The sequence below is a fragment of the Saccharopolyspora sp. ASAGF58 genome (genome assembly GCF_012277335.1).
Classification (GTDB): Bacteria; Actinomycetota; Actinomycetes; order Mycobacteriales; family Pseudonocardiaceae; genus Saccharopolyspora; species Saccharopolyspora hattusasensis.
Genome location: NZ_CP040605.1, coordinates 6,430,465 through 6,447,803 on the forward strand (window position 1 = coordinate 6,430,465; position 17,339 = coordinate 6,447,803).

At 63.1% G+C, this 17,339-nt stretch carries 23 protein-coding genes and 2 pseudogenes; 17 read left to right on the plus strand and 8 right to left on the minus strand.

Annotated features, from left to right (window positions below; all coding sequences use genetic code 11):
- Positions 1 to 68: 68 nt before the first annotated feature.
- From FDZ84_RS30075 to FDZ84_RS30085, 3 genes are all read left to right on the plus strand, one after another.
- The gene (locus FDZ84_RS30075) at positions 69 to 650 is read left to right on the plus strand and encodes a transposase (protein ID WP_246869253.1); all 582 of its coding nucleotides are present in this window, start codon (positions 69 to 71) and stop codon (positions 648 to 650) included.
- Positions 651 to 809: 159 nt separating this feature from the next.
- On the plus strand, positions 810 to 1,571 hold the full coding sequence (locus FDZ84_RS30080) for a hypothetical protein (protein ID WP_246868537.1): 762 nt from the start codon (positions 810 to 812) through the stop codon (positions 1,569 to 1,571).
- Positions 1,568 to 1,822 (plus strand): hypothetical protein, encoded by a 255-nt coding sequence (locus tag FDZ84_RS30085; protein WP_246868538.1) that lies wholly within the window; start codon positions 1,568 to 1,570, stop codon positions 1,820 to 1,822. The genes FDZ84_RS30080 and FDZ84_RS30085 overlap by 4 nt, the downstream gene beginning before the upstream one ends.
- Before the next feature lie 580 nt (positions 1,823 to 2,402).
- Here the strand turns inward: FDZ84_RS30085 and FDZ84_RS30090 are convergent.
- From FDZ84_RS30090 to FDZ84_RS30105, 3 genes and pseudogenes are all read right to left on the minus strand, one after another.
- Positions 2,403 to 3,224 (minus strand): annotated as a pseudogene (locus FDZ84_RS30090) (transposase); the annotation flags it as partial.
- 1,031 nt (positions 3,225 to 4,255) lie between these two features.
- The gene (locus FDZ84_RS30100) at positions 4,256 to 4,426 is read right to left on the minus strand and encodes a hypothetical protein (RefSeq protein WP_168588621.1); all 171 of its coding nucleotides are present in this window, start codon (positions 4,424 to 4,426) and stop codon (positions 4,256 to 4,258) included.
- Between the two features lie 589 nt (positions 4,427 to 5,015).
- Positions 5,016 to 5,285 (minus strand): hypothetical protein, encoded by a 270-nt coding sequence (locus tag FDZ84_RS30105; RefSeq protein ID WP_210435210.1) that lies wholly within the window; start codon positions 5,283 to 5,285, stop codon positions 5,016 to 5,018.
- Between the two features lie 1,217 nt (positions 5,286 to 6,502).
- Between FDZ84_RS30105 and FDZ84_RS30110 the strand changes: the two genes are divergently transcribed.
- From FDZ84_RS30110 to FDZ84_RS30150, 9 genes and pseudogenes are all read left to right on the plus strand, one after another.
- Positions 6,503 to 7,186 (plus strand): hypothetical protein, encoded by a 684-nt coding sequence (locus tag FDZ84_RS30110; protein ID WP_246868539.1) that lies wholly within the window; start codon positions 6,503 to 6,505, stop codon positions 7,184 to 7,186.
- 11 nt (positions 7,187 to 7,197) lie between these two features.
- Entirely contained in the window at positions 7,198 to 8,334 is a 1,137-nt protein-coding gene (locus tag FDZ84_RS30115) for an SRPBCC family protein (RefSeq protein WP_168588623.1), read from the plus strand.
- A 4-nt stretch (positions 8,335 to 8,338) separates the two neighbouring features.
- Complete coding sequence (locus FDZ84_RS30120; protein WP_168588624.1) at positions 8,339 to 8,761, plus strand: gas vesicle structural protein GvpA; 423 nt, start codon at positions 8,339 to 8,341, stop codon at positions 8,759 to 8,761.
- 65 nt (positions 8,762 to 8,826) lie between these two features.
- The gene (locus FDZ84_RS30125) at positions 8,827 to 9,555 is read left to right on the plus strand and encodes a GvpL/GvpF family gas vesicle protein (protein WP_246868540.1); all 729 of its coding nucleotides are present in this window, start codon (positions 8,827 to 8,829) and stop codon (positions 9,553 to 9,555) included.
- A gap of 1 nt (position 9,556) precedes the next feature.
- Positions 9,557 to 9,808, plus strand: a complete 252-nt coding sequence (locus FDZ84_RS30130; RefSeq protein WP_168588625.1) for a gas vesicle protein GvpG — start codon at positions 9,557 to 9,559, stop codon at positions 9,806 to 9,808.
- Positions 9,809 to 10,088: 280 nt separating this feature from the next.
- Positions 10,089 to 10,268: pseudogene (gene gvpO, locus FDZ84_RS30135) on the plus strand (gas vesicle protein GvpO); the annotation flags it as partial.
- A gap of 45 nt (positions 10,269 to 10,313) precedes the next feature.
- Positions 10,314 to 10,655 (plus strand): GvpL/GvpF family gas vesicle protein, encoded by a 342-nt coding sequence (locus FDZ84_RS30140; RefSeq protein ID WP_168588626.1) that lies wholly within the window; start codon positions 10,314 to 10,316, stop codon positions 10,653 to 10,655.
- Between the two features lie 8 nt (positions 10,656 to 10,663).
- Entirely contained in the window at positions 10,664 to 10,882 is a 219-nt protein-coding gene (locus FDZ84_RS30145) for a gas vesicle protein (protein ID WP_168588627.1), read from the plus strand.
- The gene (locus tag FDZ84_RS30150; RefSeq protein ID WP_168588628.1) at positions 10,879 to 11,205 is read left to right on the plus strand and encodes a gas vesicle protein K; all 327 of its coding nucleotides are present in this window, start codon (positions 10,879 to 10,881) and stop codon (positions 11,203 to 11,205) included. Before FDZ84_RS30145 ends, FDZ84_RS30150 begins: the two co-directional genes overlap by 4 nt.
- A 204-nt stretch (positions 11,206 to 11,409) precedes the next feature.
- Here FDZ84_RS30150 and FDZ84_RS30155 read toward each other — a convergent pair whose 3' ends face one another.
- Positions 11,410 to 11,616: a CsbD family protein gene (locus FDZ84_RS30155; RefSeq protein WP_168588629.1), complete on the minus strand. Its 207-nt coding sequence runs from the start codon at positions 11,614 to 11,616 to the stop codon at positions 11,410 to 11,412.
- Between the two features lie 622 nt (positions 11,617 to 12,238).
- On the opposite strand from FDZ84_RS30155, the gene FDZ84_RS30160 reads away from it, so the two are divergent.
- The 3 genes from FDZ84_RS30160 (at position 12,239) to FDZ84_RS30170 (ending at position 13,605) form a co-directional block, all read left to right on the plus strand.
- Positions 12,239 to 12,715: a hypothetical protein gene (locus FDZ84_RS30160; protein WP_210435211.1), complete on the plus strand. Its 477-nt coding sequence runs from the start codon at positions 12,239 to 12,241 to the stop codon at positions 12,713 to 12,715.
- A complete protein-coding gene (locus FDZ84_RS30165) occupies positions 12,712 to 12,855 on the plus strand; it encodes a hypothetical protein (RefSeq protein ID WP_168588631.1) in 144 nt (47 codons plus the stop codon). Before FDZ84_RS30160 ends, FDZ84_RS30165 begins: the two co-directional genes overlap by 4 nt.
- A gap of 279 nt (positions 12,856 to 13,134) precedes the next feature.
- Positions 13,135 to 13,605 (plus strand): hypothetical protein, encoded by a 471-nt coding sequence (locus tag FDZ84_RS30170; RefSeq protein ID WP_168588632.1) that lies wholly within the window; start codon positions 13,135 to 13,137, stop codon positions 13,603 to 13,605.
- A gap of 532 nt (positions 13,606 to 14,137) precedes the next feature.
- On the opposite strand, the gene FDZ84_RS30175 is transcribed toward FDZ84_RS30170, so the two are convergent.
- Positions 14,138 to 14,389 carry a hypothetical protein gene (locus FDZ84_RS30175; RefSeq protein WP_168588633.1) on the minus strand — a complete coding sequence of 84 codons (252 nt, stop codon included), beginning with the start codon at positions 14,387 to 14,389 and terminating at the stop codon, positions 14,138 to 14,140.
- A gap of 67 nt (positions 14,390 to 14,456) precedes the next feature.
- A complete protein-coding gene (locus tag FDZ84_RS30180; RefSeq protein WP_168588634.1) occupies positions 14,457 to 14,663 on the minus strand; it encodes a hypothetical protein in 207 nt (68 codons plus the stop codon).
- A 638-nt stretch (positions 14,664 to 15,301) separates the two neighbouring features.
- Between FDZ84_RS30180 and FDZ84_RS30185 the strand changes: the two genes are divergently transcribed.
- Together FDZ84_RS30185 and FDZ84_RS30190 are read left to right on the plus strand one after the other, a co-directional pair.
- On the plus strand, positions 15,302 to 15,697 hold the full coding sequence (locus FDZ84_RS30185; protein WP_168588635.1) for a hypothetical protein: 396 nt from the start codon (positions 15,302 to 15,304) through the stop codon (positions 15,695 to 15,697).
- A gap of 47 nt (positions 15,698 to 15,744) precedes the next feature.
- Positions 15,745 to 16,251, plus strand: a complete 507-nt coding sequence (locus tag FDZ84_RS30190; protein ID WP_246868541.1) for a DUF309 domain-containing protein — start codon at positions 15,745 to 15,747, stop codon at positions 16,249 to 16,251.
- 71 nt (positions 16,252 to 16,322) lie between these two features.
- Here the strand turns inward: FDZ84_RS30190 and FDZ84_RS30195 are convergent, their stop codons facing one another.
- Positions 16,323 to 16,553 (minus strand): hypothetical protein, encoded by a 231-nt coding sequence (locus FDZ84_RS30195; protein WP_168588637.1) that lies wholly within the window; start codon positions 16,551 to 16,553, stop codon positions 16,323 to 16,325.
- A gap of 7 nt (positions 16,554 to 16,560) precedes the next feature.
- Complete coding sequence (locus FDZ84_RS30200; protein ID WP_168588638.1) at positions 16,561 to 17,061, minus strand: Asp23/Gls24 family envelope stress response protein; 501 nt, start codon at positions 17,059 to 17,061, stop codon at positions 16,561 to 16,563.
- Positions 17,062 to 17,339: the final 278 nt, after the last annotated feature.

A 17,339-nucleotide genomic window follows, 5' to 3' on the forward strand; every position in this document is an offset into this window, starting at 1 on the left:
TGCGGTGATACTCGATCGGCAGGCCGCAGTCGATCCGCGCTCGCACCGCCCTGGAAGCGACGGTGCTGATGATCAGCGCCCAGCGCGACTTCGGTATCACGCTGCCGGGTCCGTTGCGCGTCGACAACTCCCCACAGGCCCGCGCCAAGGGCGGTTTCGACCGCACCGCCTTCACCATTGACTGGGACACCCAGCAGGTCACCTGCCCACAAGGGGTGACCAACACGATCTGGTCGGTCTGCACCGAACGAGGACGGGAATCGCTCGTGGTGCGCTTCCCAGCCACGGCTTGTCAAACGTGTCCTGTCCGTCCACAGTGCACACGCTCGACCCGTAGCGGTCGACAGTTGATGCTGCGTCCCCGCGAGATCCACAAAACGGTGGAGCACGCCCGAGCCGAGCAGACCACCGACGAGTGGAAACAACGGTACGCCACCCGTGCCGGGGTTGAGGGCACGATCCACCAAGCGGTCGCGGCCACCGGCATCCGCCGCAGCCGCTACCTCGGCCTGCCCAAGACACACCTCGCCCACGTCTTCGCCGCCACCGCGATCAACCTCATCCGACTGGACGCCTGGTGGACAGGCGTCCAGCCCAGCACCACACGCACCAGCCGCCTCGCCAGACTCGAACTCACCCTTCCCGCATGACGATCAATTAGGCAACAGAGTCCCATGGCGGCCCAAACGACTCACGGCCGGCTACCGGCAGATTTCCGGTCGCTCGTAGCCCGGTGCCCGCGACGTTGCGGGTTTACCTTGGCGGCACGGCGTCACGAACCTCCAGGACACTTCAGAGGGGTGGGAGACATGTCCGAGGGTGCATCGGAAGACCCCGGCGAGGACCGGTTCGAGGTCGAGCCTGAGGATGGCGACGAACAGCAGAGCTACGACGAACTCGAGCTGGATGGCGAGCCGAACGAGCAGGCGGACGTTTTCCTGGACATTCCTGTCCTGAAAGTGGACGAGATCAGCCTTGAGGTCGAGGATCTCCGCGCCCGGGTGTCCCTGCAAGCCGAGGTCCTGGATCTGCTCAAGCTCAATGTCGGGGTGGACGCGGCACTGGGGCGCGTAGCGCTCGAGATCAAGGGCGTCGAGGCGCAGGCGCTGTTGAAGGTTCGCCTCGACAACGTCGCCGCGATCCTGGACCGTGTATTGAAGACGATCGACCGCAACCCGCAAATCCTCGAACACGTGACCCGGGGCGTGGAGTCGGCGGCCAAGGGTGTCGGTGAGGGAGCTGGTGAGGCGGTCAAGCAGGTCGGGCGCGGTGCGGGTGAGGCGGTCGAAGAGGTCGGTGAGACCGTCGAAGAAATGGGCGAAACCACCAGAGGCGCCGTCGAACGGGTCGGACAAACTGTGGACCAAGCGGTCGAAGATGTCGGGGAAGCCGTCGGTGACAAGGACACGAGCCGTCCCACCAAGGGCGGTCAACGCCCACGGGAGCGAGCAGAGGGAAAAGCCAGACGTGGCGCCCAGGCCGGCACACCCGCCGAACGCTGGGCGTCAGGCGAGCCACGGCGGGGGTCTTCCAAGCGGCCCAGACCGACGGGGCGGGATGTGAACCAGTGACGGTCGATGGAGCGGCGGAGGTGACGTTCACCAGCACGGTGTACGCGCGGGAGATGCGCTTTCACGAAGTGCCGGACACCCGGGTCGAATTCACCGGCCATCCCGGCGAGGAGTCGGTGTCCGGCAGCGAGCGCACCCACCTCCCAGACCCCGTTGTCGAGGGCGTCACATACCGCGAGGTTTACGTCGATTACCGGATCGTGTCCAGGCTGCGGACGGAGCCTGGTTGCGGCAGCGACGTTACATCCTGAACGCTCCTGCCCTGTCGCGTTGCGTGCGGTGACGGTGCGCGGCGGCCACGGTTTACCAGGGGCGATATCCTTGCAGAACACGGGAAAGTCGATTGGGTACGCGCGGCCGAGACGGCTGGGGGCACATAGCGATAGTCGAAGCGGCCGGCCAGTTTCCGCAATGACAGCCCATCGGCAGGCTGGCTCGAAGGGACGGTCTGGTTGCGGCAGACGCAGCATGCCCGGATGGGAGCGAGGACTAGCCCTCAAATAAGCGAGTCGGTCTCTGTGGGGGCGGTGGTAGCCGAAATGATCACGTTGGCGTGAGCGTGGGATACACCGATGAGTGGTGGGGGCGTTGTGGGGCTCGTATGGGCCGGTGTCGTGGCGCTCGGGTGGGTGCTGGGCGCCGATTTCGGGGTTCGGGCAGGCGTGGTCGCCGCCGCGGGTGCGCGGTGGTCGGGTGTGAAGTCTGGTAACCGGTGGTAGGTTAGCCGAAGCGGGGCGTTCGATGGTGTTCCAGGTGCTGAAGAGACGGTCCAGGCTGGGTTGGTAGCCGATGAGCCGGATGGTGATGCTGCGGGCGCGGCGGATGACCATGGCGGGGGTTGACATACCCGCGTTCGGTGACGATCCGCTGCTTGTGGTTCTCCCTGCGGGCACGGGTCCCTCCGGTGCGCGGCTCGTAGGCGGCGGGCCGCTGCAGCCGGCTCCAGCAGGCCTCGTCGAGCGCTTCGGCGCGGGAGCGCAGCGCGACGTTGTTGTCCATGCCGAAGACGAAGTCAACCTTCTCGGCCCAGCGGTCGAAGTGCGCGGTCAACGAGAAGTCGGTATCCCCGCGCAGGCACACCCGCTCGGCGTGCGGGGCCACCAACTCGATCGCCTTGTCAATCCACTCCGCCGCGCCCTGATGGCTGGGCGCGTTGCCGGGCCGGTTGACCAGATACAGCACTTCCTTGGTGTTGGCCAGCGACACGATCAGCGGCGCATACCCCCAGATTCCCTTGTAGGAAATGTCCATCCCGGCCTTGTGCTCCCCGCCGGTGGGCACGATCGTGCCGTCGACGTCGAGGTAGGCGATCGGACCCAGTAGGTCTCGTCCCCGACCCGTCCACAACTGCGGGCGCACCGCGTTGATCGCCTCCATCAACGCCACCACGTCGTCCTCGGCGAGCCGGCCGCAGAAGTCCCCCGCCGTGGTCGGATCCGGGATCAGGTCCGTGCCCAGCGCGTTCATGTAGGCGGTGTCATGCCGCAGCCGCTCGATGTCCTCCAGCCGGGTGCCGCCGCAGGCCACGTTGTAGGCGAGGTTCAACACGTGATCGGACTCATGGTAGGGCAGGTGCACCTTCAACAACGCCAGACTGTCGTTGATCCGCTCGGCCAAACCGAGCTTGGTCACCAGTCGGTGCACCGCCGCGATTTAGCACGGCGGTTCCATGAGGCGGCGGTGGCTGGAAGCAGGTTTGTCGCGGCACGGCGCCGCAGCAGCAACAGCTCGGATAGCAGTTCCTGATTAGTCGCTCAGACGAGCTCTTCGTCGACGTGGCCGAGTTTCATCGCCGCTGAGTAGAAGGCGTTCAAACCCATGAGCAGGGTATTGCGGCGCTGCGGGCTCATCTGCAGAAGTACCGCGGTCAAGTCCGCTTTTCGCGCCCCTCGGAACCGTTGTACGAAACTCCGTCCGTTGCGGGAGAGCTGCAGGCTGATCTCACGACGGTCATTGGCGCTGCTTCGGCGTACGAGCAGCCCGGCGGCCTGAAGACGATCGCACAACCGACTGGTGACAGGAGGGGATCGAGCCGAGTTCGTCAGCGAGCCCAGCGAGATTGATCGCAGAGTGACGATCCACCACAAGCAGAGCGCGCAGTTGCGATGCCGAAACGGTCGGCCGCACGCGTTTTGCACTGCGCGCCCAGACCACCACGAGCGCCCGGGCTGCGGTCTCGATCTCGTCCAGGAGATCGTCTGGCGGTAGATCAGGTTGACGTAGCAGGGTCGTCTCCCTTGCTCCAATACGCGATCACCGTGCGGAGTTGATGCGTCCAGTGTCTCACGCGGAGGCCCTGGGGTGCTCCTGTAGCAAAGGTGGAACCGGTAGGAGGAAAAGTCGGCTGGAGATCGCGTCGGATAGGTTCGGCGAAATGTCTTTTGATAAAAGCGGAAGTGGCTTCTCGAATGCCAGGACATTGCTCGACAACTAGTGTAAGTTGTCGGCTGTTCAATGGCAGGGTTCGGTGATGGTCGGAAAAGCGGTTGCAATCCATCCAGGCTGCGTTCATGGCTTCGGTGTGTCAAATTAGTTTTTACCTAACAGTAGGAGTGATTCGAGGAGTGGAGACGATGAGTGACATGTCGCCAGAACCGAACGTCGAGCAGGTCACTGTTTGGCGCAACCTACTAGATGCTCTAGCGCAACTAAGCTCAGCTTGGGAGGGCGCAGTGGACGCGGAGTCAGGCGCCGCGCGTGGAGAGGGCCCCGGTGCAGCCCTGCCGGATGATTTGGTCACGGCGTTCGCGCTTGCTGGGTCGCGCGGCGTGGTGGCATTGGCTGGGATTGCTGATGCCCTTGCCGCGCAGGAACATGGTGAAGCGTTCGCCGAAGTCGCAGAGACGCAACGGCATGCGCAGCGGGCCTGGTGCAACGCCCGTCGCGAGATTTCGAGCAGCTCGAACGAGGAACCGACGACTCCAACGCACGAGGGGGAGGGCGGCGGAACCGCTACTAGCCAGTAGATGCATCGTTGTCGAGCAAGGGGTTCGGCCTCGTTCCTGGCTACGCGCACGGTGAGGATCCGGGGCGGCATCATCCTCACCATTGGCGACAACACCGCCACGGGGTTGCCCCGCTTACATGGTGTCCATCGCAGCGTGGCAATCGAGAGCAGTTCGAACGTTCCAAGGTCCTGAATGGACGATCGTCTGCCGGGACTTTCCACACAGGCCATCCATGACCAAGTGGGCGGACCCGCTCGCGCCCTTGCTCGTTGGAGTTCGTGGTTCTCTCCTTCGGGCATTCGGCTGGTCGCAACCAGCCGCGGTGGAACTCGGACGACCGCACATGAAGCGTTGGAGAAACTTGCGTTACTGGAGTTACGCATTGAGCGAGTGGTTACTCTGATCCTGTGTGACAGCGACTCTGCGCCGGCTTGCACTGGCCAGCTGCTGTTGGTGCCGTCCACGCTCGCGACTCCGCCGCAATGGGCAGAGGAGGTCATTCCTGGGGTAGCGGCTTGCGTCCTTGACGAGCGTCGGTTTTTGAAATGTCGGTGCGCTCTGAGGTAACCAGCAGCGTCGGATGTTCCTCGGGCGGGGCAGCTTCCTGACGGCCTGTAGCAAGGGTCTTCGCCGCGGCCATAACGACGTTTGCGATCATCCGCAGTCCGCCATGGACGCTCGTGGTCAGGTTCGCGGTGCGAACGAGTGCGCTGGCGTCGACCAGCCGTCGCCTCGCCCAAGGCAAGTTGATCTGGGCGACGAGCACGACTTGAAAGTCTTCATGCTCGCGCGGTTGCTCAGGGACATGCTCAGTGCGGTGTGTACTTGACATAATCTTCCGCCTCCGAGGTCCTGACGCTGCCCGATTGCGCGGGCGATTCCACCGTAGCCCCACTCCTTGGGAAGGGGCCATGTTGAAGCTGGTGGAGGAACCTTCCGTTCGTGAGGTTGGGCGCATACTGGTGGACGAGCACGGTGTTCGTTATGCGCCAACGCCGTGAGGTGTTATTGATCAAGGTGTCCATGCCCGGCGGGCATTGGCATCCTTGGAGGAGGGGGCAGCGCCATGACGTCGTTTCCTCGCCTGCTTGGCATCGGAACCGCCGCAGCCGGCGCAGTCGTCGTGCTACGTCCAGAGACCCTCGCAAGTGCCAGTGGGCTGGTTGACTCGGACAGTAAGGTCACTCCGGGTATGGCGGTTCTCTGTCGCAGCATCGGCGTACGAGACGTTCTATCCGGGTTGGCAATGACTTTTGCGCCGAGCCCTGACACGCTGCGACTGGCCATCGTGAGCCGTGCGGCGGCTGACATCGGTGACGCAGTGGTCTTGGGCCTTCTACATGGCGACTCGAAGACAAGAAGCTTGGCGGCGACGTCGGCGGCCGGCCGAGGCGCGTTGTGCGCGCTGAGCGGCCTGACCGTGGATTCGGATTCAGCGGACGAAGACGCTGTGGAGCTGAGAGACGCCCAGCAAACGCCGAGGTGGAGAAGAGATAACCGTGAGCGGCACGCAACAGAACGGATGTCACCACTACGGCGGTGGGTGAGCGAGATTGTCGAAGAGGAGCTTCGAGATGCGGGTGTGGTCAGCTGATCTCGCTACGGCGCCGAGCTCGAAGGCTATTCATGTAACTGAAAAATCAACGCGATGTTAGCCGTAAAAAGCGATCTCGTCGGCCTTGGCGCGGTTCTCGATCTTGTTTTCGCAGAAATCGCGTTCGATCACGAAGTTGCCTCATAGCAAGGGGTTTTGGCCCACTGGTGCAGGGGTAGCCACTCAAGATAGTCGCCGTAGCGGCTCGACAGTAGGTCAACATGCGGGCGAGTTGTGCCGGATCTCGGCTGTGCTCATAGCGTGAGCAAGTCGTTTGCGCTACGGGCGACCGGTCTGCCGAAGACGCCCGCAGGGGATTGATCATGAAATCCGGACCTCAAATCGCGTTGGCAGTAGCAATCGGATATGTCCTCGGGCGCAGTCGGAAGATGAAGCTCGCGATCGCGACCGCCGGGATGATGGCAGGGCGGCATGCTGGGCTCAATCCCAAGGATCTTCTCGCTCAGGGCGGCAAGTTGGTCGAAGGGTCTCCTGAGTTGAAGAAGCTGGCCGGTGAGGCGCGTGAGCGTTTGATAGACGCGGCCAAGACCGCTGCGATTGCGGCAGCGACGAACAAGATCGACTCGATTGGGGACAACCTGACCAAGCGGGCCGCCGGTTTGCGGGCTTCCAACGTCGGGGAACAATCCTCTGGCCTCGGTAAGCGAGTATCTGGCCTCGGCAAGCGGACCTCTGAGGAAACTCCCGAGGAAGACTCGGGCGAGGATGAAGCCGCAACCGAGGAGCGCGAGGAAGAGGAGCAAGAGCAGTCCCCGGAACGGTCGCCGCGAAGCGCTGACCGTGCCCGCAGGCGGACGGCTGAGCGTTCCTCATCGGCTCGCGCGAGCATGCGTCCTTCCGAGCCGAGTGGTCGGCGCGGTGTTTCCACGGCGAAGAAGGAAACCGTGCCGAGGCCGAGGAGCTCCGATCAGGACGATTCCAAGACTGCGGCCTCGACTGAGGCTCGAGGTCGTTCAAGCGGCGGCGCGGGGAGGCAGCGCAGGTCAGGAGCAACGAGCCAGCGCAAGTCAGGGACCGGCACCAAGTCGGCCGCCCCTAAGAAGTCGTCTTGAGGGCTGGGGTGATGACCGTGGCAGAACAATCCGGTGATCAACATGCATTTGGTTCGGGCGGGTTGTTGAGCGAGCTTCCGCTCGAACCTTTGAAGGCAGGCTTCAAGGAGTCGTTGACAGCGGCAGGGGAACGGGCAACGGGTTTCCTCAGCGACAAGGTCGAAGGCATGACCGAGAGACTGACGGAGTCGGCAGAGAACGGTGGTGCCGGCTTGATGGCGGCGGTGACGGGGGGTAAGGAATTGGCTGAGGGAGGATCCCCGGTCAAGTCGGCACTGAAGGCCGGTCTGACGGGCGTAAAAGAGAAGACCAAAGAGGCACTGGGTATGGGTGGAGGCAAAGGGGGGAAGAAGGGGAAGTCCAAGGTTGTCAACATTATCGAGCACAACGATGTGGGATTGCCGCTTCGCGTCGTGTACGACCAGTGGACCAGGTTCGAAGATTTTCCGAGCATGACGAAGAAAGTTCTCAGCGTGGACCAGGAGTCCGACGAGAAGATCAACTGGCAGGCGCAGATCTTTCTGTCGAAGCGGAGCTGGGAAGCCACTATCGTCGAACAGGTGCCGGATGAAAGGATCATCTGGACTTCGAAAGGCGCGAAGGGGACCGTGGACGGATCGGTCACGTTCCACGCGCTCGCGCCGAACATGACGAGGATCCTGCTTGTCATCGAATATTATCCGCAAGGATTCTTCGAGAAGACCGCGTACATGTGGCGTGCGCAAGGACGGCGCGTGCGAGCGGATTTCAAGTACATCAAACGGCACATGATGACGCGGACGATCTTGGAGCAGGACAAGATCGAAGGATGGCGTGGCGAGATCCGCGATCGCGAGGTCGTCAAGACTCATGAGGACGCCATGCGCGAGGAAGAAGAAGGATACGGCCCCGAAGAGGAAGAGGAGGAATACGAAGGCGAGCGCGGTGAAGCTGAAGAGGAAGGCGAAGAGGAAGAGTACGGCGACGAGGAGGGCGAGGCCGAGCGGGAGGAGGACTACGGCGAAGCCGGCGAGGAGTCCGAAGCCGAGGAAGGCGAAGGATACGAGGAAGAAGGCGAGTACGGCGACGAGGGCTCCGACGAAGATAAGGAGGAAGAAGAACACGGACGGCGTCGCGGGGAACCCGTGACATCCAGGCGGAGAAGGTGATCGCATGACCGTCGCAAGCGTGCAAGGCGGCGGTGGTGGTTCCCCGGTGCAGCGGGGAACTGGAGGCACTCTTGCGGATGTAGTCGAGCTCATCCTCGACAAGGGTCTGGTCATTGACGTGTTCGTGCGTGTCTCGCTCGTGGGAATCGAGATACTCACGATCGATGCGCGCGTCGTCGTGGCCAGTGTGGACACTTACCTGCGCTTCGCTGAAGCGACCAACAGGCTGGACCTGGATCAGAAGGGCGGCAAGGACCTTCCAGAGCTGATGCAGGGCATGACTGAGGGCGGCGCCAAAGGCAAGACCAAGGGGATGATCGACGCGGCCAAGGACAAGTTCGACGAGTTCCGCGGTGCGGACCAGGAAGACAAGAGGGAGAAGCAACCCGCACGGCGCCGGGAACCACGCAGCCGGGAGCATGAATGATGGCCACACACGCAGAACGAGGCAGTCACGTCCAATCAGGACATCGAGAAAACACTGATCGCGGCGTGTACGTGTACGGGATCCTCGACCGCCGGGAGAAGCTCCCGGATGACATGCCCTCGGTTGGCGACGGGGAGGAAGAGGTAGACCTGGCCTCGTACGGCAAGCTCTCCGCCCTGGTCAGCGAGGTGCAACTCGCTCGTCTGCTCGGGACGCGCGAGGACTTGCTCGCGCATGAACGAGTACTTGACATTCTTGCGGCGGAAGTGACTGTGATACCGATCCGCTTCGGATCAGTCGTAAGCACCATGGAGGCTGTTGTCGACGAGCTCCTGGCGCCACACCACGATCATTTCGAGGCAATGCTCGCCGAACTCGCCGACTTGGTGCAGTTCACCGTTCGCGGTCGTTACGCGAACAACGCGCACCTTCGTGAAATCGTGTCCGAGGATCCAGATATCCAGGAACTGCGCGAGGTACTTCGAGGTATTCCCGAAGACGTAGGCTACGCCGAGCGCTTGAGGCTCGGCGAGCTGGTCGACAATGCGGTGGTGGGAAAACGTGAAGCTGACACCGAGACGCTGATCAGCTCTCTCGAGAAGTCCTTCGTTGCTTCCGTTCCGCATGCGGTTGCGGGTGAGGACGACGCCGTGCACGTCGCGTTCCTCGTTGATCGTGAGGTGGCAGCTCAGTTCGAGCAAGCAGTGGATGATCTTGGATGGCAGTGGGATGGGCGGATCAACTTGCGTTTGATCGGACCTCTCGCGTCCAGCGACTTCTTGCCGGAGACCTGACATGGGGCTGATCACCGGGCTGCTCACGCTTCCACTGGCACCGGTCCGAGGTGCCGTATGGGTGGCCGAGCAGATCAAGCAGCACGCGGAGCGGCAGTACTACGACCCCGCCCTGATCCAACGCCAGATAGCTGACGTCGATGACGCACATGCGGCCGGTGAGCTGACCGATCAACAGCGTGACGAGCTGCACGCAGACCTGCTGGCCAGACTGTTCGAAGCGCAACGCCGCCGTGAAGCCGGGGAGATGTGAATCCGGTGGCCACCGCGCGGGCGACGACGCCAGAGACCGCGAGCCACCAGCTGATCGCCGGCGGCCAAGCCGACCGCAGCAAACGGGATCGAAGTTTGTGGCCCCACGTGGTCGTTCTGCGGAGAAGGACCGCAAGCCACAGCGAGCGCGTCCGGAACCCGAAGCTGACGAGGACAGGCGAGGCAGTGACGATGTGAGACGTTCGCTCAAGGCTGCCCAGGTCGCGCAGCTGGCCGTCCGCCACGTCCATGAACTGACGGGCAGGTAGCCAGAGGGTGTCACGTCCCTCGAGCGCGTGGAAAATGGCTGGCTTGTAAGTGTCGAGGTGGTCGAGAGTCACCGGGTTCCGGACTCGGCGGACATTCTGGCGGTGTATGAGGCGGAACTGGACCAAGACGGTGATCTCCTTTCCTACCGCCGGGTCGATCGCTATCCCAGGGGGCGGGGCAACGAAAGATGAACGCGCACGATGGCGAGAAGCGGATGACCGCACCGGAGGTCAGAGGTGGCGGGGCACGGTCCAGGACAGGCATACCTTCGCAAGATCCGAGAGCAGAGAAAGGGGCAGGCCGCGGCAGAGCATGAAGCGGTGGAGCAAGCGAGAGAGATTCATAGTGCTTTGAGCAAGCTCGCTCATGCGAACCGCGTGCACCCGCCGCAGAATCGGGACCTCGCGGCCTACCGGGGCTTGATGGTGCTCAACGGTGCCTACCTGGTGGACGACTCGCGGACCGAGGAGTTCACCTCCGCGATTGACGACAAAGCGAGCGGAAGCTTCCTGCAGATCGAACTCACGGGACCTTGGGCGCCGTACTCGTTCGCGGTGATATCCACGGAACGACTGTGAGCGCGGCGATGACCACAGAACACGACGTCAGCACGCGAACTGTTCGGGACATTCGTGAGATCGCGCTCGTCGACCTGCTCGATCGGCTGTTGGCCGGGGGAGTGGTGCTCACCGGAGACGTCACCATCTCCTTGGCTGGAGTCGACCTGGTGCGGGTCTCATTGCGGGCCATCATCACATCGATCCAAGAGAGCACGATGAGCGTCGCCTCCTGGGAGCAGCGATGAGTGAACCGCCTGGAGAGCAGCGAGTCGGCCGGTCGGGAAGACTGCAGCACCGCATTGAAACCGATGCTGAGTCAGTCCAGCGCGATCTGGTCCGGCTCGTGTTGACCATCGTTGAGCTGCTGCGCCAGCTCATGGAACGCCAGGCCCTGCGCAGAGTCGACCAAGGAACGCTCGACGAAGACCAAGTTGAAGAGCTGGGTCTCGCCCTCATGAAGCTGGAAGAGGCGATGACGGAACTGCGCGATCGCTTTGGATTCTCCACGGATGATCTCAACCTGGACCTCGGTCCGCTCGGCCCCCTGCTGCCGCGGGACGACTACTGATGATCACCATCTCCGGTCAGCAGTGAGTCTCAAAATCATCGTGCACGACTGCTCGCCCGATCGTCGTCTGCGGGTGGAGTCAAGGTGATGTTGTGCTGAAGTCGCCGCGCGTTCCGCAGATCGTCTGCGTCGTCTAACAGTGCGTCGGCTGTGGACGTCGCGGAACGGGCCGCACACCGGTGGGTGGGCGGCCCGTGAAACATGCTATCCGTCTCGGCCGGGTTTCTTCCCCCCGCCGTGCCCTGGGGCGGCGTCTTTTACTTTGTCTGCCGCCTGCTTTAGTGCGTTCTTGGTTTGTTCGCTCTTGCCCTCGGCTTCTTTCTTCTCGTCGCCGGTTGCTTGACCCAGCTTCTCCTTTGCCTTGCCCATGAGTTCTTCGGCCTTGTGCTTGGCCTTGTCGCCTGTGCCCATGTGATGCTCCCTTGGTGCGGCTACTGGGGACCCGCTCGCCGTTGCGGAAGAAATCCAGGCGTCGAGGCTTCGTGTCCGGGCACTTCTCCCACAAAGTACCGGTAGCTCGACCGGGCGGCTCGCGAAGTCGCTTCTTGCTTACCCACGACTCTTGCTTACCCACGACTCTTGCTTACCCACGACTCTTGCTTACCCACGACGCACTCGCCCTACACCTGAAGATATTTGTTACTGCACACTTTGTTCCAGGTTGAACAGCTTCCTGGAGGTGGTTCTCCGAGCTGTAAAAAACGTTGGAGTCGTTGGGATGTCACGTATGAGACTGCTGTTGTGTACCGATGACTACGATCTCAGGAGGTAGCAATCGATTGTCGCTTGGTAATCGATTTGCGGACCCGTCCGGAGCTTTGCTGGCAAGGAGTGCGCCCGACCGTAGGTTTAGTCGAGTCCATCCGAGGACTACCCGGCGGTGCAGCTGCGAGTGTGCCGCGGCGGTTCGGGTGAGTTCGGACTCGGGTGTCCGGCGCTTCCGTTCGAGCGCTCCTGGGTAACCAGTGGGAACTTGAAGGCTCGGTGATGACCATGATTCGGATCAAGGTGGCGCTAGCGAACCTTGCCAGGGTTGCTGGGCAAAGCATTCCAGCAGCTTCGGGCGTTGTCTGCAACGCTCACGGGCACCGTAGGAAAGATTTCGCAGGCAGCGCTGGCTGTGGTGCGCGAACGAAGGCTCGGACGGTCTGGGCGCGCTAAGAAAATGAGAGGCGTTTCCGGGCGGAGAAAGAAACTGTCTGAGGTGGTTGTCGGCGGTGGAAGTGGTCGGAGACGTCTCGATCGCAACGGCATCGCGCCCGTTGGGTTTGACGCGGGCATAGCGGCCGCCTTGAAGCGGCTGGAATTCAGTCTGTGGCAACTCGCCTACGCCGAGCTGGAAGCTTGCACACGGCTCATCTCGAAGAAGATCGAGAGAGCGGTGAGCAAACTTGCCGATAGCGCAGACAAGTCCGGGGCCGTGCCCCAGGCTGCGCTTCGGGCAGTGCGGGCAGCGCTCCTCGGGAAGAGTCAGGCCTGGGAAGCGATCAAGGGTGCATTGGCGGCATGAGCTGGCAGGCCAAGTTCATCTTGGTGGCTGGGATGATCTTGTTGCCCATCCTGTTGTTGGTGTTAGTTGTGGTCCTCCTGTTGGTGCTGATCGTAAGTGCCCTTGTGGCGGCGTTTCGCTCAGCAACGCAGCGCGGCTGAGACACCGCGGGCGGGGCTGGCGTACGTCTTCGCCGGGATGGCGGTATATCGGACTTGCCGGGCGGGGTTGAACGCTTGATCATGCCTCACCAGATTGAGCGATGTTTGAAGGTGGAACTGGGGCTCATAATCAGTTCTAAGAGGGCTTTAAGGGAGCGACCTTATTTCGCTGACAGACTTTGCGATCAACCGTCTCGCGAATGGCGTCCCGCTACCTGCGCCTGAAGAATGGACGTAACCTAGTGCATGTGGTGACATCGGTGATTGGGAGCTCGAGACATGATAAAGATCAAGGCCTATCTGGCCACGCTCCTCGGCTCTTTGCTGCACCTCTGGGACATGGCCAAGATCGCATTGCGCCTCGTTCGCAAGGTTGTCCAGGACGTGTTCGAAGCTCGTGCGTCGAGGCGTCATGGCAAGCGCAGGTCTACCCGCCGGTCGAAGGCCCACGAGCGGAGGATGGTGCTTTTGCGGCGCACGGGCATGGTGGCAGCAGCGAGCGCAGCAGGGGCTGCCATGGCGTACGTCGCTTACCGTGTGTTGCGTTCGTCGAAGCCAGAGGAACGTCCGCTCGGCGGGGAACAAACCCCCGAAGAAGCCGAAGCATCGACTGGCGAAGGCGCTCGGTCGGCCGAGGAGACGTTCCCACCCGAGGACGCCATCCCGGCAGCCCGGGCAGCTGAAACGACCAGTGCTGGTAAGCGAGGTCGAGGCTCAAGGAGACTGGCCCGGCTTCGTGGCTCCCATTAATGGGGGCGACTGTTGACCTTTGCTGGATCCACCGTTGACCAGCGATGCCGGGGCGCCCACGTGATCACGGTAAGGGTGCCAAGGCAGTCGGGCGGTGGTGACCCTTTGGAGAGAACCCAGCAAAGCCAAGCACAATCGAGTGGGTGCACTGCCAGGGGCGATGCCCTGGCAGTGCTGTCTAGGAGCGTCGTTGCAGAAACGGTCGGTTGGCGCTCAAACTCAGGACCTACGGCCTTCTGACGGTGCGCTCGCGATGCGTGCTACGGCATTGCGGCCAGAGTGAACGGGTGGTGGGCCAGGCCGGATGCTGGTTTGTTTGCCGATCTCGAACGCCGTGATCCGTGCGGGTGTCAGGACAATATTGAGGCACGCGACTACGCCGGGAACCGGTGATCCGGGTTGCACCACCTTGGAAGCACTGACGATTTCCATGCCGGCGTACCGTCAGTTCGCGGTGATTCAGGATGGGGAAGTAGGTGGGCATCGGATGAGGACCGACAGCAGCTGGGCACCTCAGCGAAACCGCGCCGTGCTACTTCTCGACGACGGTGACCTTGGCTGTTTCTCGTGGCGGTGCTTGTTCGGGTAGTTCCACACTCCCGCCTTGGTGAGTGCGTGTCTCGCGAATCATGTCGCGCATTTCGCTCAAGAGCAGGGCTTGAGCCATCGTCGCCCAGTACAGTGCTTCCTCCTTCGGTTTGATCTGTTCGGCGGCTGCCCGCGCCCGGGCAAGAGCTTGGTCTGGATCGGTGACGATCTTGCTGGTCTTCTTGTCCTTGGCCATGACCACGTCCTACCCGCCGCTGCGGTCATCAACACCCGACTGACCGTTGCCTGAGCTCGGCGGAGCCTTACACGGGGTGATCGGTGCGCTGCTGCAGCTTGGGAACCATCTCGTTGCACACCTGCGCGGATTCCTCGGGACTCAGTGTGATCGGGGCTACCGGCGTCGGTGCCGGAGCCTGCTGCGCGGACGCGATCGGCGCGCCGATCGCCATTACCAGCGCGGCACAGCTTCCGGTGATCGCGATGCGACGGTTCCAGGTGGAGATGCGCATGAGGGCTCCTCGTGTTCGAGAATCCGGCTGTCCGCCGGCACACACTGATCGACTTCTGTGCGAACCCAATGGGTGCCATGTTCGGGTTCGGTAAATACCACGCGGAGCGTCCACACGTGGAACGGGCTTTTCGCTGACGGTCTCGCCGAAGCATCGGCTGTCTCGCATGCCTTCGGCCGGGAGCTAGGCCGCATACCACCCGCAACGCTGCCTCGATCATCAGCGCCGAACGGATATCGGCTGTTCGCGGGACGTCGTCGATGGGCAGCGCATCATCACCACCATCTGCTCAACGGTGACCTGTGATCCCGAGTGACGAGTTCCACCCAGCCAAAGACGCGCGGAACAGATCCAGACGCGCTATGACGCGCATCGACCTCGCAGCTGCAACCTCGCCGTACCTCGGATCAGGAAAGATCGGGGAGCCGTGTCCAGGCGAGGCGCAGGAACCGGTCGATAGGATCGCAGTGATCCCCGAGTATGGCTCTCACCCCCAAGACATGGATACCGCTGGGATGTGGTGTCACGGCGCTCGGCGCCCAGCAGGTGCTGTCTGCCGCATCGATTCGCCTCGGATGGAGCCGGTGCCGGCCTGCAGCAGGCCTGTGACGCGGGTTCGAGCCTCTGGTAGAAACCCAATGATGAACATTCCCATCGGCGGCGAGCCTAGGACGGCGTTCGTCTCGGACGCTTTGCAGGCGCGTCTGGACGGCTACCGGGAACAGCGCGCTGGCTGGACCACGACGTCGGTGGTGTTCGCGGCCCTTGAGGACCTCCGCGGGAATCTTGCCGAGTTACTGCGCACCGCTCGGGTGCGTCCGGCGTCGCCGTTTGCGGAGTCGTATGGGCGGGTGCGCTACCTGGGGGCGGGGCCGGTGCAGATTCGGATCTGGCCTTCGCATGTTCAGGCGGAGGTGCTGGAGCAGGTTTCCGTCGAGCTCGGTGTGCCGGTGGCGACGTGGGTGCCTGTGCTGCTCAATGCTTACCTGTCCGGGCGCAAGGAGCCGGAGAACATGCCCGCTCGTGCTGGATGAGAGGTAGAAAACCCTGGTGTGAACGCGCCCCGGGGCAAGGGCCAGTGGTGAGGCACAATGCGGTCGTGCGTCACCGCGACCGGGATCCGCAGGGCCGCGCCCGTAATGCCCGCCCTCGGGACGGGCTCGGGCGTCCGCTGCCGTACGGCAGCCCCGGGGTTGAGCGCATCGATGAGGAGCTCGTCCTCACTCCGCAGGAGAGCCTGGAGCTGGCTCAGCGGCTGCTCGATGAGGGCCGACCGTTCCACGCTCACGAAGTGCTCGAGGCCGCCTGGAAGAACAGCCCCGCAGGCGAGCGCATGCTGTGGAAGGGTCTCGCTCAACTCGCGGTCGGCCTCACTCACGTCCGGCGGGGCAACCCCGTCGGGGCGGTGGCACTGCTGCACCGGGCAGGCGAGCACCTCCAGCCCTACGCCGAGCAGCCCCCGCATGGCGTGGCTGCGGACCACCTCATCCGTGCTGTCGCCGACCTTTGCGACCGGCTCGAACGAGACGGTCTGCCGGGGATCACGGACCAGCAGCTGTCCCCACCCCTACGCGCCACCACCGGCTGAGTAGAACAGCCCCCCGTTCCTTGTCCGGCAGCATTGATCCGCTGTAAACACCAACTCCGTCAAGGCTGCAGTTAGCTGCGGGTGGGCAGGGTACCGGTGGTGATGAACTCCAGGCGTTCGTAGAAGCGGGCCAGCAGGGCGATGTTGATGGCCGTGGGGATGCCGTGCGGCCAGCTTTCGTTGGTTACGGCAGCCATCAGCTCGGCGTGCAGGGCGTCGACGGCGTCGTCGGTGTTATCCAGCTCGGTAAAGCCGCCCTCGTGGCCGCTGCTGATGATCAGGTTGGCGAGGTGCCCGGCCATGTACCGGTCACTCGACGCGCGCCGCACTCGGCTGCTGTTCTTCCTCGCCCGGCACATGGATGTCGTTGACGGCGATGTTGACCTCCACGACTTCCAGGCCAGTCATGCGCTCGATCGCGGTGATGACGTTGCGGCGCACCGCCCGCGCTAGGTCCACCAGCGCGGCCCCGTAGTCGGCCACGATCACCAGATCGATCGCTGCCTGCTTCTCGCCGACCTCCACAACCACCCCCGAGGTCTGCGAAGCACTCGCGCCGGGTACACGTTCCCGGATCGCACCGAACGCCCGCGTGATGCCCCCGCCCATGGCGTAGACCCCGGAGATTTCCTCGGTGGCTATACGGGCGATCTTCTGTACCACCACGGGAGCGATCGTCGTGCGACCCGTTGAGGTTTCCGCGACGTCCCCCGCCGGTGCCTTCTCGGCGACACGCCCTGACGTGGTCGTCCAACTCGACTCTGTGCTCTCGTCCTGCTTACTCCGTGGTCCCGTCTCCTGCTTGTCCATTGCCATCCCTCCGCTCACCGCGGGCAAGCATGTCCAACACCTATGGGATGCGCCGCCACCGACTCCCATGCCTGCCACCACTCGAACGAGCAATCCCGACTGGTCACCGATCTGCGACGTCGCGACGAGCCGATGCCGTGCTGCATGCGAGGGCGATTGGCCGTCGGTGAGCGTGCACCTTGCGCCGATTCCGCATGACGAACACCCCCTATCCCGCGCGGCGATCTTCCGAGGTGTCACGTCATCCGGCGGAGCAACCTCGCCCCGCGGCCACGAGA

Bases quoted from the DNA above. Each gene is read 5' to 3' on its own strand.
- FDZ84_RS30075 (WP_246869253.1), top strand. From the start codon at position 69: ATGATCAGCGCCCAGCGCGACTTCGGTATCACGCTGCCGGGTCCGTTG.
- FDZ84_RS30080 (WP_246868537.1), top strand. From the start codon at position 810: ATGTCCGAGGGTGCATCGGAAGACCCCGGCGAGGACCGGTTCGAGGTC.
- FDZ84_RS30100 (WP_168588621.1), bottom strand. From the start codon at position 4,426: ATGCCGTTGCGTCTCTGCGACTTCGGCGAACGCTTCACCATGTTCCTG.
- FDZ84_RS30110 (WP_246868539.1), top strand. From the start codon at position 6,503: ATGAAGCTCGCGATCGCGACCGCCGGGATGATGGCAGGGCGGCATGCT.
- FDZ84_RS30115 (WP_168588623.1), top strand. From the start codon at position 7,198: ATGACCGTGGCAGAACAATCCGGTGATCAACATGCATTTGGTTCGGGC.
- FDZ84_RS30120 (WP_168588624.1), top strand. From the start codon at position 8,339: ATGACCGTCGCAAGCGTGCAAGGCGGCGGTGGTGGTTCCCCGGTGCAG.
- FDZ84_RS30130 (WP_168588625.1), top strand. From the start codon at position 9,557: ATGGGGCTGATCACCGGGCTGCTCACGCTTCCACTGGCACCGGTCCGA.
- FDZ84_RS30145 (WP_168588627.1), top strand. From the start codon at position 10,664: ATGACCACAGAACACGACGTCAGCACGCGAACTGTTCGGGACATTCGT.
- FDZ84_RS30150 (WP_168588628.1), top strand. From the start codon at position 10,879: ATGAGTGAACCGCCTGGAGAGCAGCGAGTCGGCCGGTCGGGAAGACTG.
- FDZ84_RS30155 (WP_168588629.1), bottom strand. From the start codon at position 11,616: ATGGGCACAGGCGACAAGGCCAAGCACAAGGCCGAAGAACTCATGGGC.
- FDZ84_RS30165 (WP_168588631.1), top strand. From the start codon at position 12,712: ATGAGCTGGCAGGCCAAGTTCATCTTGGTGGCTGGGATGATCTTGTTG.
- FDZ84_RS30170 (WP_168588632.1), top strand. From the start codon at position 13,135: ATGATAAAGATCAAGGCCTATCTGGCCACGCTCCTCGGCTCTTTGCTG.
- FDZ84_RS30175 (WP_168588633.1), bottom strand. From the start codon at position 14,389: ATGGCCAAGGACAAGAAGACCAGCAAGATCGTCACCGATCCAGACCAA.
- FDZ84_RS30180 (WP_168588634.1), bottom strand. From the start codon at position 14,663: ATGCGCATCTCCACCTGGAACCGTCGCATCGCGATCACCGGAAGCTGT.
- FDZ84_RS30185 (WP_168588635.1), top strand. From the start codon at position 15,302: ATGATGAACATTCCCATCGGCGGCGAGCCTAGGACGGCGTTCGTCTCG.
- FDZ84_RS30195 (WP_168588637.1), bottom strand. From the start codon at position 16,553: ATGGCCGGGCACCTCGCCAACCTGATCATCAGCAGCGGCCACGAGGGC.
- FDZ84_RS30200 (WP_168588638.1), bottom strand. From the start codon at position 17,061: ATGGACAAGCAGGAGACGGGACCACGGAGTAAGCAGGACGAGAGCACA.